16 protein-coding genes and 2 tRNA genes are annotated in these 16,603 nt (G+C 72.1%); 7 read left to right on the top strand and 11 right to left on the bottom strand.

Translation table 11 applies throughout. The features are described from left to right. Positions 1 to 92 precede the first annotated feature (92 nt). From ACFYX0_RS22350 to ACFYX0_RS22325, 6 genes are all read right to left on the bottom strand, one after another. Positions 93 to 1,337 carry an HD-GYP domain-containing protein gene (locus ACFYX0_RS22350; protein WP_388972536.1) on the bottom strand — a complete coding sequence of 415 codons (1,245 nt, stop codon included), beginning with the start codon at positions 1,335 to 1,337 and terminating at the stop codon, positions 93 to 95. Beyond that, on the bottom strand, positions 1,334 to 2,812 hold the full coding sequence (locus ACFYX0_RS22345; RefSeq protein ID WP_388972534.1) for an HD-GYP domain-containing protein: 1,479 nt from the start codon (positions 2,810 to 2,812) through the stop codon (positions 1,334 to 1,336). Before ACFYX0_RS22345 ends, ACFYX0_RS22350 begins: the two co-directional genes overlap by 4 nt. Positions 2,813 to 3,030: 218 nt before the next feature. Beyond that, positions 3,031 to 3,333, bottom strand: coding sequence for a mycothiol system anti-sigma-R factor (gene rsrA / locus ACFYX0_RS22340; protein ID WP_311692913.1), 303 nt, complete (start codon positions 3,331 to 3,333; stop codon positions 3,031 to 3,033). Beyond that, entirely contained in the window at positions 3,330 to 4,013 is a 684-nt protein-coding gene (gene sigR, locus ACFYX0_RS22335; RefSeq protein WP_311693176.1) for an RNA polymerase sigma factor SigR, read from the bottom strand. Before sigR ends, rsrA begins: the two co-directional genes overlap by 4 nt. 255 nt (positions 4,014 to 4,268) lie before the next feature. Beyond that, the gene (locus ACFYX0_RS22330) at positions 4,269 to 4,916 is read right to left on the bottom strand and encodes an alpha/beta family hydrolase (protein ID WP_388972533.1); all 648 of its coding nucleotides are present in this window, start codon (positions 4,914 to 4,916) and stop codon (positions 4,269 to 4,271) included. 65 nt (positions 4,917 to 4,981) lie between these two features. Then, entirely contained in the window at positions 4,982 to 5,797 is an 816-nt protein-coding gene (locus ACFYX0_RS22325; protein ID WP_388972531.1) for an SOS response-associated peptidase, read from the bottom strand. A 48-nt stretch (positions 5,798 to 5,845) separates the two neighbouring features. Here ACFYX0_RS22325 and ACFYX0_RS22320 point away from each other — a divergent pair, with 48 nt between their 5' ends. From ACFYX0_RS22320 to ACFYX0_RS22305, 4 genes are all read left to right on the top strand, one after another. Next, positions 5,846 to 6,577 carry a M50 family metallopeptidase gene (locus ACFYX0_RS22320; RefSeq protein WP_388972529.1) on the top strand — a complete coding sequence of 244 codons (732 nt, stop codon included), beginning with the start codon at positions 5,846 to 5,848 and terminating at the stop codon, positions 6,575 to 6,577. A 107-nt stretch (positions 6,578 to 6,684) separates the two neighbouring features. After that, complete coding sequence (gene aroA / locus ACFYX0_RS22315) at positions 6,685 to 8,001, top strand: 3-phosphoshikimate 1-carboxyvinyltransferase (RefSeq protein ID WP_388972527.1); 1,317 nt, start codon at positions 6,685 to 6,687, stop codon at positions 7,999 to 8,001. Between the two features lie 16 nt (positions 8,002 to 8,017). Then, on the top strand, positions 8,018 to 9,031 hold the full coding sequence (gene rsgA, locus ACFYX0_RS22310; protein ID WP_388972525.1) for a ribosome small subunit-dependent GTPase A: 1,014 nt from the start codon (positions 8,018 to 8,020) through the stop codon (positions 9,029 to 9,031). 127 nt (positions 9,032 to 9,158) lie between these two features. After that, positions 9,159 to 9,482 (top strand): multidrug efflux SMR transporter, encoded by a 324-nt coding sequence (locus ACFYX0_RS22305; RefSeq protein ID WP_355911175.1) that lies wholly within the window; start codon positions 9,159 to 9,161, stop codon positions 9,480 to 9,482. Between the two features lie 42 nt (positions 9,483 to 9,524). Here the strand turns inward: ACFYX0_RS22305 and ACFYX0_RS22300 are convergent, their stop codons facing one another. Further along, positions 9,525 to 10,130, bottom strand: coding sequence for a TetR/AcrR family transcriptional regulator (locus tag ACFYX0_RS22300; RefSeq protein WP_388972599.1), 606 nt, complete (start codon positions 10,128 to 10,130; stop codon positions 9,525 to 9,527). A gap of 237 nt (positions 10,131 to 10,367) precedes the next feature. Between ACFYX0_RS22300 and hisN the strand changes: the two genes are divergently transcribed. Then, entirely contained in the window at positions 10,368 to 11,168 is an 801-nt protein-coding gene (gene hisN, locus ACFYX0_RS22295; protein WP_355911172.1) for a histidinol-phosphatase, read from the top strand. A 261-nt stretch (positions 11,169 to 11,429) separates the two neighbouring features. Next, positions 11,430 to 11,831 carry a CBS domain-containing protein gene (locus ACFYX0_RS22290; RefSeq protein WP_311692928.1) on the top strand — a complete coding sequence of 134 codons (402 nt, stop codon included), beginning with the start codon at positions 11,430 to 11,432 and terminating at the stop codon, positions 11,829 to 11,831. Positions 11,832 to 11,941: 110 nt separating this feature from the next. On the opposite strand, the gene ACFYX0_RS22285 is transcribed toward ACFYX0_RS22290, so the two are convergent. Next, positions 11,942 to 13,396 (bottom strand): catalase, encoded by a 1,455-nt coding sequence (locus ACFYX0_RS22285; protein ID WP_388972523.1) that lies wholly within the window; start codon positions 13,394 to 13,396, stop codon positions 11,942 to 11,944. Between the two features lie 143 nt (positions 13,397 to 13,539). Here ACFYX0_RS22285 and ACFYX0_RS22280 point away from each other — a divergent pair, with 143 nt between their 5' ends. Then, a complete protein-coding gene (locus ACFYX0_RS22280; protein WP_355911166.1) occupies positions 13,540 to 13,956 on the top strand; it encodes a Fur family transcriptional regulator in 417 nt (138 codons plus the stop codon). 257 nt (positions 13,957 to 14,213) lie between these two features. Here ACFYX0_RS22280 and ACFYX0_RS22275 read toward each other — a convergent pair. From ACFYX0_RS22275 to ACFYX0_RS22265, 3 genes are all read right to left on the bottom strand, one after another. After that, a tRNA-Met gene (locus tag ACFYX0_RS22275) sits at positions 14,214 to 14,287 on the bottom strand. A 117-nt stretch (positions 14,288 to 14,404) separates the two neighbouring features. Continuing rightward, positions 14,405 to 16,258, bottom strand: coding sequence for a tetratricopeptide repeat protein (locus tag ACFYX0_RS22270; protein ID WP_388972521.1), 1,854 nt, complete (start codon positions 16,256 to 16,258; stop codon positions 14,405 to 14,407). 249 nt (positions 16,259 to 16,507) lie between these two features. Then, positions 16,508 to 16,581 (bottom strand) — tRNA-Met (locus ACFYX0_RS22265). Between the last annotated feature and the right edge of the window lie 22 nt (positions 16,582 to 16,603).

Here is a 16,603-nt window from a genome sequence, read left to right as displayed (position 1 = left end):
CCGTTTGCGGGGTCACGCGCGAGCAGTGCCCCCGAACACCCTCTCCTCGCATCCAACCACGTACCGCCGGACGGGCGCTCATTACCCATGGGTTACCCCGCTCTCGGCAAGGTCAGACCGTCTCTCTGCAACACCCTCGCGAGTGACTCCACGACCTCGGGCTGGTAGTCGCGCGCACCGGCGAGCCGCAGCCGCTCCAGCGCGCTGAGAGGTCCCCCCGGACCCGCCTCCTCGCGCGCCATCTCCTCGTAGGCGTTCACGGCCCGGACGATCCTGGCGCTGACCGGCTGGTCCCGGTAGGGGTCCGCCTGCCGCTCCACGACGACCGCGACCTCGGCGTCCACCCCGGTCTGCCGGACGACGGCGCCGCCGAGGAGCGCGATGCGCCGCTGTTCCTCGGTGGGCAGCGCGGCGGTGGCGCCCGCCGGCACCGGGTCGACGAGGCTGAGCTGCCCGATGTCGTGCATGAGCGCCGCATGCTCCAGCACGGTGAGCTCGGGCTCGCTCAGGCCCAGCTCACGGCCGACGGCCCGGCTGAGCGCGGCGACCCGGCGGGCGTGCCCGGGTGGCGTGTACCCGGCGATCTCGGTGGCGCGCGCCAGGGAGGCGATGGTCTGCCGGTAGGTGGTGCGCACGGCCGCGTAACGCCGGTAGGAGAGCTGGGTGAGCAGCAGCGGCAGCGAGAACACGGGCAGCGCCCACAGGCCCACCACCGCCACGGCCGGCGACATCACGGCGCCGGTCGCGCAGACGGTGGAGCCGATGCCGAGCCTGGCGCGCAGTTCGTCCCGCAGCAGCGGCCCGAACGGCCAGCGGGTGCGGGAGTGCGCCAGGGCGGCGGCGAGCACGGCGTCGCACAGGGTGGTGAGCACCAGCAAGGAGACGACCAGCAGGGTGTACGCGGGCCCGCCCCAGCCGTGCGGTCCCGCCTGGCGGTAGACCGGCTGGAAGCAGAGGGCGGCGAAGCCCACGGTCAGCAGGCGGCGGGTGAGGTGATCGGCGGTGGAGCCGCGGCCCCGGGCCGTGTGCGGGACACAGCCGACGAGGGCGGCCGCGAGGACCACGGTGACGACCTGCGGCACCCCGTGGTGGGTGGGCCGCCCGGCGATCTGCCCGAGCAGGGCGTAGGACAGCGCCCCGGCCGCGCCGAGGGGTGCGGGCTCCCGCTCGTCGCTGCCGCTCCACCGGGACAGCTCCCCCACGGCGATGAGCACGCCGAAGGCCAGGGCGGCGACGGGTTCCTCCAGGCCGTGCCAGAGGGTCAGGCCGAGACAGCCGGCGGCGAGCAGCGCGGCGGTCGTGTGGGCGAGGACGAGAGGGAGGCGGCCTGCGGTCATGCGCCGCCCCCGCCGTGCCCCCGCCCGGCCGGCTGACCGGCCGCGGGCAGGGCCGACGGTGGTAGGTTCCCGGGCCGCCCGTTGCGGTGCTGCTCGTCGGCGGTCACCGCCGGGTACCAGCCCTGGCCGTTCCCGGCCTCGTCCGAGCCGGGGCGCCCCCAGCGCTCCAGCGCGCGGATCAGCGCGTGCACCATCGCCGGGTCGAACTGCGCGCCCGCGCACCGCCGCAGTTCCTCCAGTGCCGCCGCGACGGGCCGGGCGCGGCTGTAGGAGCGGGTCGACGTCATCGCGTCGAAGGCGTCGGCGACCGCGACCACCCGTGCGGACTCCGGGATCTGGCCGCCCCTCAGCCCGTACGGGTATCCGGTGCCGTCGAGCCGCTCGTGGTGATGGAGGATCGCGGACCGTGCCTCGCCGAGGAACCCGATGCCGCGGACGATCTCATGGCCGTACTCCGGGTGCAGCTCGATGATCCGGCGCTCCTCGGGGGTGAGCGGTCCGTCCTTGCGCAACAGCCGGGTCGGCACGCCGAGTTTGCCCACGTCGTGCAGGATCCCGGCGAACCGCAGCACCTCCACCCGGTGGTCGTCCAGGCCGAGTTCGCGCGCGATCATCATGGAGGCCTGTCCGACGCGTTCGCTGTGGCCGCGGGTGTAGCCGTCCTTGAGGTCGACGGCCTGGACGAGCGCGCGGATCGTCGCCTGGTGCGCGGCCCGTTCCCGGTGGTACTGGGCGAAGACCCAGCAGGAGACGTACATGGGCAGCAGCACGAGCAGTGCGGTCACCGGCCCGTAGGGGCTGCGCCACAGCACCGCCATCATCAGCCCGGCGAGCCCGTGCACGGCGACGGGCGCGAGGGAGCGCAGGAACAGCCCGCGCCAGGCGGTGCGCGCCGGTGTCCGGCCCCGCCGGCGTGAGGGCGCGGGCGGTTCTCCCACGCCGAGCGCCAGGATGCCGCCGTCGAGGGCGGTGAGCACCAGGCAGAACGCCACGACGGCGGCCGCGGCGGCCAGCAGGGCGTGCGGGAAGTGGGGGCCGGTCATCGCGGTGTGGCCGCCGAGGGACCGGTGGACGCGGGACGCGGCCCACACGGCGAGGGAGAGCCGTGCGGCCCGCCAGGCGCGGCGCGGCCAGGACGGCCGTTCGGCGCCATGGGCCCCCAGGGCACCCGGCAGCGGTACGAGCGCGGCGGCTGCGGGCGGCAGCAGAAACGCCCCGGCGAGAAGCACGGGGTAGAAGGTGCCCATGCCCTCCGGGGCCCGGTGGCCGCCGGGGGGCGCGGGGGTGGTCCGTCCGGCTCGGGTGCGGCCGAGGGCCCGGGGGAGCGGCAGTCGCTCGCAGCCGACGTAGAGCGCGGCGAGCAGCGCGACCGCCCACCAGGAGACCGAGAGGTCCGGCAGAGGGGCCAGACACACCAGGGCGCCGAGGACGGCACAGCCGACGTACACGACTGCCGACGGCCGGACCGGCCCCATGACGTACCTCCCCCGAAGCCGCGCCGTTGTCCCGGACCGAATGGATCCGGTCATGCCCTGTTCAGGCTCGGGAGCCTAGAGGGGAGCGCAGCCCAGAAGGGTGGCTTTGAGGGGAATCCGTGGGCCTATGACCCACGGATTAGCACGTTCGAGTGACGAGCCGTCAAGGATTGACCGCTGCCTCGAATGAGGGTTCAAGGACTCTCGCGGTCAGGAGTTCAGGACTCCCGTTGCGTCGCCGTCACATCGTGCTCGGGCACCGTCTGACCCGAGCGGATCAGCTCGATGCGGCCCATGACCTTCGCCCGAAGGTCGCTCGGCACGTCGTCATGGCCGCAGCACCGCTTGACCAGCTTCTTCACGGCCTGCTCCAGACCGTACTTCTCGAGGCACGGCGAGCACTCCTCGAAGTGGTGCTGGATCTTCGTGCGGTCCACGTCCGGCATCTCACGGTCGAGAAACTCGTAGAGATGGTCGAGGACCTCAGTGCAGTCCGTCTCGTGCGGCTCTCCGCAGCTCATGAGCCCGAGCCTTTCGCTTCGTCCGACTCTCCGGCGCCGGCCGGGACCAGCCCGCGCTCGCGGGCGTAGTCCTCGAGCATGCCGCGCAGTTGACGGCGGCCCCGGTGAAGCCGGGACATCACCGTACCGATGGGTGTCCCCATGATGTCCGCGATCTCCTTGTACGCAAAGCCCTCTACGTCAGCGAGATAGACGGCGATGCGGAATTCCTCGGGGATCGCCTGCAGCGCCTCCTTGACGTCCGAGTCGGGCAGGTGGTCGAGCGCCTGCGACTCGGCGGAGCGCAGACCGGTCGACATGTGCGACTCGGCGCGCGCCAGCTGCCAGTCCTCGATCTCGTCGGCCGCGCTGCGCTGGGGTTCGCGCTGCTTCTTGCGGTACGAGTTGATGAACGTGTTGGTGAGGATCCGGTACAGCCAGGCCTTCAGGTTGGTGCCCTCGCGGAACTGGTGGAACGACGCGTACGCCTTCGCGTAGGTCTCCTGCACCAGGTCCTCGGCGTCCGCCGGGTTGCGCGTCATGCGCAGCGCGGCGGAGTACATCTGGTCGAGGAATTCCAGCGCGTCCCGCTCGAAGCGCGCGCTGCGCGCGGAGGACGACTCCGCGCTCGTTCCCCGGCCCTCGGGCTGCTCCGCCTGGCCGTGTTCGGTCCCTGCGTCGGTACCGGTGACCGGACCCACCTCCTCCAGCGACGTGGCAGGACCGAAACCGGTCCCACTGAGTTCGGAGGATAGACGAACACCCTTGCTCGCCGCCGCCTGAACAGAGGCGGCCTTCGACGCGTGCAGCACCGTCCACTCCAGGTCAACGCTGCTGCTGCGGCTCGGGCAGATGGTCGAACCCATGCGGCGGACTTCCTCTCGTCGTGCGGTGCAGCACGGCCGGTGCTGTCTGATTCCGCACAACAGTGGTCCGCCCCGCAACATTCCCGGGCGTCACCCGGACGACGCGAGTGACATGGCCCACTTCGTCACGGCGTCGGTGATGATCTCCAGCGCCTGCTCCTGGCCGATCTCCGCGCGCCTGGGGACCGCGAAGCCGTGATCGGCGTACGGCACCTCGACGATCCCGTAGGAGCCCTGCGGGAACTCCTCCGGCCTGCCGAAGGGGTCCCGGCCGCCCTGGACCACCAGAGTGGGCACACCCGCCCCCAGCAGCTCGTCGGCGCGGGACTTCTCGGGCCGGCCCGGCGGGTGGAGCGGGAAGCTCAGCGCGAGGACCGCGACGGCGCCGAGATCGACGGCCGTGCGGCAGGCGACCCGGGCCCCGGCGCTGCGCCCGCCGGCGATCACGGGCAGCCCGGGCTCCGCAAAGGCGGGCCACACCCCGTGCCAGCCCACGTCCAGCGCCTTCGGCCCGGGGGCCACCTTCTTGCCGGCGACGCGCCAGGGCTGCTCGACCAGCGCCACGGTCACCCCGTGCGCGGGCAGGACCCGGGCGAGCGCCTGGAGGTCGCGCGCCTCGACGCCGCCCCCGGCGCCATGGCCGAGAGCGAGCACCAGCGCGGCCTTGCGCGCCCGGTGCCAGGTGACACGGGCCGTACCGGCCTCGGTCTCCACGCTCTGCGTCGCGTCATCCGTCACGTCCGCCGCCCTCCGGCCGCCCTGCGCGGCCTGTCCGCCTCGGTCCCGCGTCCCCTCGGGACACGTCAGAAGAGTGTGCCCTCCTCCGGGGCCTCCAGCTCCTTCAGCAGCTCCGGGCCGTTGTTGCGGACGCTGCTGACCGCCGTGGAGACCGGGTAGGCGCGCATCAGACCGGTGGGCGGCGCCTGGAGCAGGGAGCGCAGATCGTCCGGGTCGGTACGGGCGGGATCCAGCCAGGCGTCCCAGCGGTCGGGGGTGAGCATCAGGGGCATGCGCGGGTGGATCTCGGCCAGCGAGCCCGGTCCGTCGGCGGGGGCCATGGCCAGCGGGGTGGTCTCCGCCTCCGTCGTGATCACCGAGCAGGTCACCCACCAGGCGCGCGGGTGGTCGTCGGGCAGCGTGCGGTCCCGCCAGAACTCGTAGAGACCGGCCATCGCGAAGACCGAGCCGTCGGCGGGCAGCACGAAGTACGGCTGCTTGCGCGGCCGCTTCTTCCGGCCCTCGACCTCCAGGTCGCGCTCCTGGGTGCCGGTGACCCACTCGTAGTAGCCGTCGGCGGGGACGATGCAGCGGCGGGCGGCGAAGGCGCGGCGGTAGGACGGCTTCTCGTGCACCGTCTCCGCGCGTGCGTTGATCATCCGCGCGCCGCCCTCGGGCGACTTGGCCCAGGACGGGACGAGGCCCCAGGTGAGCCTGCGCAACTGGCGAACCGGCCGTTTCTCGTCGGCGTCCTTCAGGGGACGGTCAAGGATCGCGTAGACCTGCTTGGTCGGGGCCACGTTGTAGTCGGGTGCCAGAGCCTCCTCGGGCTCCCACTTCTCGATGTCAAAGGTTTCTACGAGATCCTCGGGCCTGCGACTCGCTGCATACCGTCCGCACATACGTGCCACCCTGCCAGATCCGCCCACAGCCAGGAGCCACTCACCGCAATGGACAGCCTCGCCTCCACCTCCCTGAGCGCCCTCCCCGACCTGTGGGACCGGATCTTCGGCAGCCAGCCCGATCCCGATCTGTGGGTGGTGATCGCCACCCTGGTCGCCGCGCTCGCCGTGGTCGCCCCGCGGGGCGCCTGGCGGATCGCACGCAACGCCATCACCATCGCGCACGAGGGCGGCCACGGACTGATCGCGCTGCTGACCGGCCGTACGCTCACGGGCATCCGGCTCCACTCCGACACCAGCGGCCTCACCGTCAGCCGTGGCAAGCCGTACGGCATCGGCATGATCCTCACCGCCGCCGCGGGCTACACCGCTCCCCCGCTGCTCGGTCTGGGCGGCGCGGCGCTGCTCGCCGCCGGGCACATCACCCTGCTGCTGTGGCTGGCCACCGCACTGCTGCTGATCATGCTGGTGATGATCCGCAACGCGTACGGGGTGCTGACCGTGGTCCTCACCGGCGGCACCTTCCTGCTGGTGTCCTGGCTGGCCGGTCCCCAGGTGCAGGCGGCGTTCGCGTACGCGGGGGTGTGGTTCCTGCTGCTCGGCGGCGTACGCCCGGCCTTCGAGCTCCAGGCGAAGCGCTCGCGCGGGGGCGCCGGGGACTCGGACGCGGACCAGCTGTCCCGGCTCACCCATGTACCGGCGGCGATGTGGCTCTTCCTGTTCCACGTGGTGTCGCTGTGCTCGCTGATGGGCGGCGCACAGTGGCTGCTGCGGCTCTGACGGACCGCACCTGCACGTTCCGGGCCACTACCAGACCAGGGTTTCGCTCCGGTTTCGCCGTTTTTGATCAAGATCTACGGACTGGCCCAGCCACTACAGTGGGGCGCATGACCGTGAACCCCGCGCACACCGCCCTCTGGACCGCCCCGCACGCGAGCGGAGGCGTCGACGCGACGGTCCACGTGCCCGGGTCCAAGTCGGTCACCAACCGTGCCCTCGTCCTCGCCGCGCTCGCCTCCGAGCCGGGCTGGCTGCGCCGCCCCCTGCGCTCGCGCGACACCCTGCTCATGGCCGGCGCCCTGCGCGCGCTGGGCGTCGGCATCGAGGAGGGGGTCGGTCCCGACGGCTCCGGCGAGACCTGGCGGATCATTCCGGCCGCGCTGCACGGCCCGGCCACGGTCGACGTCGGCAACGCCGGCACCGTGATGCGCTTCCTGCCCCCGGTGGCCGCGCTCGCCGACGGCCCCGTCCGCTTCGACGGCGACCCGCGCTCGTACGAGCGCCCCCTGAACGGCGTGATCGACGCCCTGCGCGTCCTCGGCGCCCGCATCGACGACGACGGCCGCGGCGCCCTGCCGCTGACCGTGCACGGCGGGGGCGCGCTGGACGGCGGCCCGGTGTCCGTCGACGCGTCCTCCTCGTCCCAGTTCGTCAGTGCCCTGCTGCTGTCCGCGCCGCGCTTCAACCAGGGCGTCGAGGTCCGCCACACCGGCTCGACGCTGCCCTCCATGCCGCACATCCGTATGACCGTGGACATGCTGCGCGCGGTGGGCGCACAGGTGGACACCCCGGAGTCGGGCGGCGAGCCGAACGTCTGGCGGGTCACGCCGGGCGCCCTGCTGGGCCGGGATCTGACCGTCGAGCCGGATCTGTCCAACGCTCAGCCGTTCCTCGCGGCCGCGCTGGTCACGGGCGGCAAGGTCGTCATCCCGGACTGGCCGGCCCGCACGACCCAGCCCGGCGACCGGCTGCGCGAGATCTTCACCGAGATGGGCGGCGCCTGCGAGCTGACCGAGCGCGGCCTCGAATTCACCGGTTCGGGTGCCCTCCACGGGATTGATGTGGACCTGAGCGAGGTCGGCGAGCTGACCCCGGGCATCGCGGCGGTCGCCGCCCTCGCCGACTCCCCGTCGACCCTGCGCGGGGTGGCCCATCTGCGGCTCCACGAGACGGACCGGCTGGCCGCGCTCACCAAGGAGATCAACGAGCTGGGCGGCGACGTCACCGAGACCGCCGACGGACTGCACATCCGCCCGCGCCCCCTGCACGGCGGCGTCTTCCACACCTACGACGACCACCGGATGGCCACGGCGGGCGCCGTCATCGGCCTCGCGGTCGACGGCGTGCAGATCGAGAACGTGGCGACGACGGCCAAGACCCTGCCGGACTTCCCCGACCTGTGGGCCGGGATGCTCGGGAACTGACGGGCGGACCGAGATCATGCGCCGCTACGGCAAGCACACCGACGAGGACGACATCCGCAGCCGCCCGAACCGCAAGGGCAACCGGCCGCGTACACACATCCGCCCCAAGCACGAGGACGCGGCGGAGGGCATGGTCCTCACCGTCGACCGCGGCCGGCTGACCTGTCTCGTCGACGGCCGTGCGGTCGTCGCGATGAAAGCCCGGGAACTCGGCCGCAAGGCGGCGGTGGTCGGCGACCGCGTCGCCCTGGTCGGCGATCTGTCCGGCACCAAGGACACCCTCGCCCGTATCGTCCGCATCGAGGAACGCTCATCCGTCCTGCGCCGTACGGCGGACGACGACGATCCGTACGAGCGCGTGGTCGTCGCCAACGCCGACCAGCTGGCCATCGTCACCGCGCTCGCCAACCCGGAGCCGCGCCCGCGGCTGATCGACCGCTGTCTGGTCGCCGCCTACGACGGCGGCCTCGAACCGCTCCTGGTGATGACGAAGTCCGACCTCGCCCCGCCCGACAAGCTCCTGGAGCTGTACGGGGCACTGGACATACCGTACGTAGTCACCAGCCGCGAGGAGCTGGAGAGCGGCGGCGCGGCGGACCGGGTGCGCGAGCATCTGGACGGCAAGGTCACGGCTTTCGTCGGGCACTCCGGTGTGGGCAAGACGACGCTGGTCAACGCGCTGGTGCCCAAGGACCGGCGGCGCACGACGGGCCATGTCAACGCGGTCACGGGCCGTGGGCGGCACACCACCACGTCGGCGCTCGCGCTGCCCCTCGGCGACGGCCGCGACGGCTGGGTGATCGACACCCCGGGCGTGCGGTCCTTCGGCCTCGCGCACATCGCCCCCTCCCGCGTCGTCCACGCCTTCCCGGACCTGGAGCCCGGCACCGAGGGCTGTCCGCGGGCGTGCAGCCACGACGAACCGGACTGTGCGCTGGACACCTGGGTGGCCGAGGGGCACGCGGACCCGGCACGGCTGTACTCGCTGCGCCGGCTGCTGGCCACGCGCGAGCGGAAGGAAGGGGACTGACCTCCCCGGGACCCCTCGCGTCCGGCCTGCTCGTGTTTGCGTCCACCCCACGCAGGTAATTGCTTAACTCGCACCGGACGTGACCGGCCGACGAGGCAGTCGACGTGGGGACGCGGGAGGACGAGACATGGCGTGGCTGCTGGTCATCGTGGCCGGACTCCTGGAGACCGGCTTCGCCGTCTGTCTCAAGCTCTCGCACGGATTCACCCGGCTCTGGCCCACGGTCGCGTTCTGCTGCTTCGCCCTCGGCAGCTTCGGTCTTCTCACCCTGTCCCTGAAAAAGCTGGACGTGGGCCCGGCGTACGCGGTGTGGACCGGGATCGGCGCGGCGGGAACGGCGATCTACGGCATGGTGTTCCTGGGCGACCTGGTCTCGACCCTGAAGATCGTCTCGATCACGCTGGTGATCATGGGTGTGATCGGCCTCCAGCTGTCCGGATCGGCCCACTGAGGAACGCCCCCGTTCAGGGCGCGGGGACCGCTGGGCGCGCCCTCACCGCACCGGCCGCGGCAGCGCCTGGCGCACCAGCTCCGCGACCCCGCCCTCCCCCGGCGGGGCCGCGACACAGGACAGGGACAGCCGTACGACCACTTCGCAGACGCGCGCCAGCTCCGCCGCCTCCGCCTTGGTCGGCACCGGTCCGGCCACCGCCGTGACGGCCCGGTCGCGCACCAGGGACACGAAGTCCGCCGGGGACGGCAGCGGCCCGTCGGCCCGGCGCTGCGCGGGCACCGCGGAGGTGGACGGCACGGCCGAGAGCGCCGGCGCGGGCAGCCGCTCGCTCCAGCAGCCGGTGAGCATGGCGCGCACGAGGGGGTTGCCGTGGGCGGCGGAGGTCATCCACTCGGCGATCGCGGCCAGCCGCTCCCGGGGGTCCGTGTGCACGGCCAGCGCCCGGTCGACACCGGCGAGATAGCCGTCCGCCTCCCGCCGCACCAGGGCCCGGGCGAGCCCCTCCTTGCTGCCGAACTCGTTGTAGAGGGTCTGGCGGGAGACACCGGCCGCCGCGGCCACGTCCACCATGCGCACGGCGGCCCACGGGCGCCGCGCGAGCGCCGTATAGGCGGCGTCCAGTAGGGATTCCCGCGCTGCAGGCATCATCGCCTCCCTCGGGCCGGCGGCTCTGACGCACAGATTTGACGTGCGGATCAGCACTGTCAAGGGTTCGCGGCGGCACAAGGGGGCGCCCAGGGCCCCGGACACGCCGCGATCACGCCACCGCGCCCGGTCACCGCGGCGCACGGCCGCAGCACTGGACGGCCTGGACCTCGGGGAGCCCTGGAAGATCCCCGGGTCGTCTGGCCCTGCCCCGGAACGGGCGGATACGGTTCGTTCATGCCCGACTATCTCGATGACCTGCGGCTCGCGCATGTGCTCGCGGACGCCGCGGACGCCGCGACCATGGCCCGGTTCAAGGCACTCGACCTCAAGGTCGAGACCAAACCGGACATGACACCGGTGAGCGAGGCCGACAAGGCCGCCGAGGAGCTGATCCGCGGCCAGTTGCAGCGCGCCCGGCCGCGGGACGCGATCCTCGGCGAGGAGTACGGCATCGAGGGCACAGGACCGCGCCGCTGGGTCGTCGACCCGATCGACGGCACCAAGAACTACGTGCGCGGCGTGCCCGTCTGGGCCACCCTGATCTCCCTGATGGAGGCGGGCGAGGGGGGCTATCAGCCCGTCGTCGGCGTCGTCTCCGCGCCCGCGCTCAGCCGCCGCTGGTGGGCCGCCAAGGGGCACGGCGCGTTCACCGGCCGCAGCCTGTCCTCGGCGTCCCGGCTGCGGGTCTCCCGCGTCGCGGAGCTGTCGGACGCCTCCTTCGCGTACTCCTCGCTGTCCGGCTGGGAGGAGCAGGGGCGGCTGAACGGCTTCCTGGACCTGACGCGCGCGGTGTGGCGCACCCGCGGCTACGGCGACTTCTGGCCGTACATGATGGTCGCCGAGGGCTCGGTGGACATCTGCGCCGAGCCGGAGCTGTCCCTGTGGGACATGGCGGCGACCGCGATCGTCGTGACCGAGGCCGGCGGCTCCTTCACGGGTCTCGACGGCCGCCCGGGCCCGCACAGCGGCAATGCGGCCGCGTCGAACGGGCTGCTCCACGACACCCTGCTGGACTACCTGAGCGGCCGCTACTAGGCGTCTCTGCCGCCGCCGGTCCGCCATGGGTCCCGCCGGTCGGTCCGCCATGGGTGCTGCCAGCGGTGCTGTTGTGCACCGCGAGCGCCCCTGAACTCACGACGCGCGCCCTCTTGTTGACCCGCGCTTTGCCTGCAACCCTGGGAATCCCCCACTTGTGAATTTGTGAAGCGCGGAACAGGCGCCTCCGGCGGGCGGCATCCTTCGGATCCGGGGCCCTGAGCCAGTGCATTCCGCACACCCCAGGAGGTGGCTTCGTCCATGCTCGTCCGCGACGCCATGAGCACGATGGTCCTCACCATCGGCCCCGCACACACCCTGCGCCAGGCAGCAGCCCTGATGTCGGCCCGCCGCGTCGGCGCGGCCGTGGTCCTCGATCCGGACGCCGGCGGTCTCGGCATCCTCACCGAACGTGACATCCTGAACTCCGTCGGCCTCGGCCAGAACCCCGACACCGAGCGGGCCGATGCCCACACCACCACAGACGTGGTCTTCGCCGCGCCCACCTGGACCCTCGAAGAGGCCGCGGCCGCCATGGCCCACGGCGGCTTCCGGCATCTGATCGTGCTCGACCGCGACGAACCGGTCGGGGTCGTCTCGGTCCGCGACATCATCCGCTGCTGGGCCCCGGCCCGGCAGCGGGTGCCCGCCGCGGCCCGGTAGAGCCACTCTCAGCCCGCGGACACCCCTCCGACCGGCCGCGGGCACACGAACGGGCCGGACTCCCTCAAGGAAGTCCGGCCCGTCCTCTACGACAAGCGGTCCAACCCGGGTCAGCCGCGCAGGGCCTGGACCGCGGCCTCCAGGCGCTTGCCGAAGTCTCCGTCGGCCTGACGGAAGTTGTTGATCGCGCGCTCGACGATGTCGTCGCGCGAGACCTTCGAGATGGCGCCCGCGAGGTTGCCGATCAGGCGCTCCTTCTCACCCTCCGACATCAGCCGGTAGAGGTTGCCCGCCTGCACGAAGTCGTTGTCCTCGGCGTGGACCGGGGCCTCGTGGGTGCCGGTGCCGGCCGTGAAGGCGTCGAACGGCTGCCACAGCGGACGGTCCGTCTGGAACGGGCCGCCGAAGCTGTTCGGCTCGTAGTTCTTCGCGCCCTTGTGGCGGCCGTCGTACAGGTAGCCGTCGCGGGAGTTGGTGCGCGCCTCGGTGGCGTGCGGACGGTTCACCGGCAGGTGGTCGGCGTTGATGCCGACGCGGTAGCGGTGGGCGTCGCCGTAGGCGAAGAGGCGGCCCTGGAGCATCTTGTCCGGCGAGGGACCGATGCCCGGCACGAAGTGGGCGGGGCTGAAGATCGACTGCTCGACCTCGGCGAAGATGTTCTCCGGGTTGCGGTTGAGCTCCAGCTTGCCGATCTCGATCGGCGGGTAGTCCTCGTGCGGCCACACCTTGGTGAGGTCGAACGGGTTGAAGCGGTAGGACGCCGCGTCCGCCGCCGGCATGATCTGGACCTGCACGGTCCAGCTCGGGAACTCGCCGCGCTCGATGGCCTCGCGCAGGTCGCGCTGGTGGGAGTCGGGGTCCTCACCGGCGAGCTTGTTGGCCTCGTCGTTGGTGAGGGTCTTGATCCCCTGGTCCGTCTTGAAGTGGTACTTGACCCAGAAGGCCTCGCCCGCCTCGTTGTTCCACTGGTAGGTGTGCGAGCCGTAGCCGTTCATGTGGCGGTACGACGCCGGGATGCCGCGGTCGCCGTGCAGCCAGGTCACCTGGTGGGTGGACTCGGGCGACAGACCCCAGAAGTCCCAGACGTTGTCCGGCTCCTGCGAACCCGTGTAGGGGTCGCGCTTCTGGGTGTGGATGAAGTCGGGGAACTTGATGGCGTCCTTGACGAAGAACACCGGGGTGTTGTTGCCGACGAGGTCGTAGTTGCCCTCTTCGGTGTAGAACTTCAGCGCGAAGCCGCGGGGGTCACGCACGGCGTCCGCGGCACCCAGGTTGCCCGCCACGGTCGAGAAGCGCAGGAAGACCTCGGTCTGCTTGCCGACCTCGGAGAGGAACTTGGCCCGCGTGTACTGGGTGACATCGGCGGTGAGCGTGAAGGTGCCGTAGGCGCCCGCGCCACGAGCGTGCACCACACGCTCCGGGATGCGCTCCCGGTTGAAGTGGGCCAGCTTCTCGAAGAGGTGCTGGTCCTGAACGAGAACCGGGCCGCCGACGCCCGCGGTCTCGCTGTTCTGGTTGTCGGCTACCGGAGCACCGGCCTCCGTCGTGAGCGGTCCCTGCGTCACTGCGCCTCCTGCATCGTTTCTGACCAACCCTGTCTCTTGGCCAAAGCCGATCTCGATCCTACAATGGACAATGTCTAAGTCAAGCAAAGCTCCAAAGTCACACCCATTCGGGACCTGGTCCCCTTGCTGTTAGGCTGGTCTGCATGAGTGACCTGTTGGAACGGCTGCGCGGACGCGGATGGCGAATGACCGCGCAGCGGCGTGTCGTGGCCGAGGTCCTCGACGGTGAGCACGTCCATCTGACGGCCGACGAGGTGCATGCGCGGGCCGTCGCCAGGCTGCCCGAGATCTCCCGGGCGACCGTCTACAACACGCTGGGGGAGCTGGTCTCCCTCGGTGAGATCCTCGAGGTCGCGACGGACAAGCGGGCCAAGCGGTACGACCCGAACGCCCACCGGCCGCACCACCACCTGGTCTGCGCCCGCTGTGGCGCGATTCGTGACGTCCACCCGACCGGCGACCCGATGGCCGACCTTCCGACCTCGGAGCGCTTCGGCTTCACGGTCTCGGACGTCGAGGTGACGTACCGCGGGCTGTGCCCGGACTGCGCGACGGCATAAGCACGGCTCTCCCGGGGGCCCCGGCACCGCACAGGTGCCGGGGCTTTTCGCTGTGCGGGCCGCGTCCATGGCGGGTGATCTTCCCCGGGGCTCGCTCGCTTACTCATCCCCCGAGGGGCGGGATTCGGCCTGTTCTCCGACGGACGGGAATCCGCGCTCGGCGGACGAGATCCGTGCTCCGTCGGACGAGACAGGCGATCAGCGGCCGTATACGCGTCAGGGCCGGAACCCTTTCGGATTCCGGCCCTGGCCTTCAGTAGCGGGGACAGGATTTGAACCTGCGACCTCTGGGTTATGAGCCCAGCGAGCTACCGAGCTGCTCCACCCCGCGTCGGTGAACAGAACATTACGTCAACAGCGCGGACAGAGGCAAATCACTTCCGCGAGGCGGGGCCGCCGGGCGGAACGGGCCTGGCGGGGCCTTCGCCGCCACGGGCCGCACAGGTCCTCACGCCGACAGCTCCTGGCGCAGTGCGTCCCGCAGCCGCTCGGCCCGTTCGGACACCTCGGCCGGCCCGAGCGAGACGGCCCGGTCGGCCCATCGCTGGCCCTCCGCCAGCTCTCCCCGGCGCGCGTACACGAGGGCCAGCCGCAGCGCCGCCCGGCCGTGGCCCGCGTCCGCCGCCCGCGTCCACCACAGCGCGGCCTCCGGCTCGCTCCCCTCCCGGGCGAGCAGCAACCCCAGATTGAACGCCCCGTTGCGCGATCCGCCCTCGGCCGCCTCGCGATACCACCGGGCCGCATCCACGACATCGCCTCGCGCCGCGGCCAGCATGCCGACCCGCACCTGCGCTCGCCGGTGTCCCTGCGTCGCGGCCCGCTCGTACCACTCCTCGCACTCGCTCTTCTCGTGCGACGCCTCCCCCAGCTCATGGGCGGGCGGAGGCGGCCGGCGCGCGTCCAGCACGGTGGCCAGCCGATAGGCGGCCTCGGCGCTGCCGCCCCCGGCGGCGCACCGCAGATGCCGCTCGGCCGTCTGCTCGTCCCCCTCCCGCAGCCGAGCGATCCCGACCTGGAGGGCGGCCTCGGTGTGCCCGGCGGCCGCCGCCCGCTCGTACCAGGCGAGCGCCGTCGTCTCCTCGCCGCGCCCAGCGTGCAGAATCCCGAGGTTGAAGGCGGCGTCGACGCTCCCCGCCTCGGCGGCCTTGGAGAACCACGGTTCGGCGCCCGTCGTGTCCCCGCCGTGCAGCAGCAGGATGGCGAGCGCGTTCGCCGCCTCGCGGTGCCCGCTGTAGGCGGCCCGCCGGTACCACTGCTCGGCGTGCGCGGTACGCCCCTGCTCCGCGCAGAGCAGGGCCAGGTTGTAGGCGCCGTTGATGTCGCCCGCGTCCATCGCCGCCCGGTACCAGCGCTCGGCGGTCTGTGTCTCGCCCCGCTCGGCGTGCAGCGCGCCGAGCGCGTTCGCCGCGTTGCCGTCGCCCTCCTGCGCGGCCCACAGCCACCACACGGCGGCGCTCTCGATGTCCCCCGCGTCCCGCAGCAGGAAGCCGAGCGCGCAGGCGGCCCGCGCCTCGCCGTCCTTGGCACTCGTCAGATACCAGCGCCCCGCCTCCTTCAGCTCCCCCCGCTTCTCCAGGATCGCCCCGAGGTGCAGCGCGGCGCGGCGGTGGCCGCGCGCGGCGGCCTGCCGGTACCACTGCTCGGCCTCCTCCAGGCCGGACGCGCTGACACCGTTGTCACCGCCGGTCTCCTGAACCTCCAAGGCCCTGCGGTCCAGTGTCCGCGCCAGCCGGTAGGCGGCCTCGCGGTGCCCGCGCTCGGCGGCGGCCCGCATCCAGCGCTCGGCGCCCTCGTCACCGCGGTGCTCCAGCAGATCCGCGAGCGCGTACGCGCCGAGGGTGTGGCCCTGTTCCGCGGACTGACGCAGCCAGTACTCCGCGGCGGGTTCGTCGCCGCGCTCGCGGTGGTGCCGGCCGAGCGCGTGCGCCGCGGCGGCCGACCCGGCGACGGCGGCGACCCGCCACCAGCCGGCGGCCTCGTCGGCGTACCCCCGCTGGTGCAGCAGGACACCCAGGTTGTTGGCCGCGGCACGGTCACCCGCGGCGGTGGCGGCGCGCAGCTGAGGCTCGGCCCCGTCCAGATCGCCACGGCGCAGCAGCATCGCCCCGAGGACGCTCATCGCCTCGATGTCGCCGGCCTCCGCAGCGAGTCGGTTGCGAACCTCCTCGACGGCCTCACCGGTCTCGACGACGGCCTCCCTGGTCTCGACGGCCTCGCCTTTTTCGCCCACCTCGTCCCGCCTGGCGGGCTGCACAATTCGCCCCGATTCGAACAGAGTTGCCTTGTCCCCCATAACGTCCATCGTCGCACCACCTGCAACCTGGGTACACCTGGTATACCGCAGCCAGTGAGGTCACTTCAGCGTTTTGTCGACATGCCCACAGAGAGACAAGTCAAACACACAGGTGGCCAACTGCCCGTGCATTCCGCCCCACTTCGCATGAGTCGCCAGGTCACGCCGTACGCCTCGTCGTGTCTTCGCCCGCCCCGTCGTGCGTCCACACACGTCGAGGGCCCGGATCCTGATCAGGATCCGGGCCCTCGACTTCAGTAGCGGGGACAGGATTTGAACCTGCGACCTCTGGGTTATGAGCCCAGCGAGCTACCGAGCTGCTCCACCCCGCGCCGTTGTTGTGCAACAGTATCA

This window comes from Streptomyces sp. NPDC002573 (assembly GCF_042889625.1).
Taxonomy (GTDB): Bacteria; Actinomycetota; Actinomycetes; order Streptomycetales; family Streptomycetaceae; genus Streptomyces; species Streptomyces gibsoniae.
Note: the sequence above shows the minus strand (reverse complement) of the source record. Positions and strands in the feature narration are given on the sequence as shown.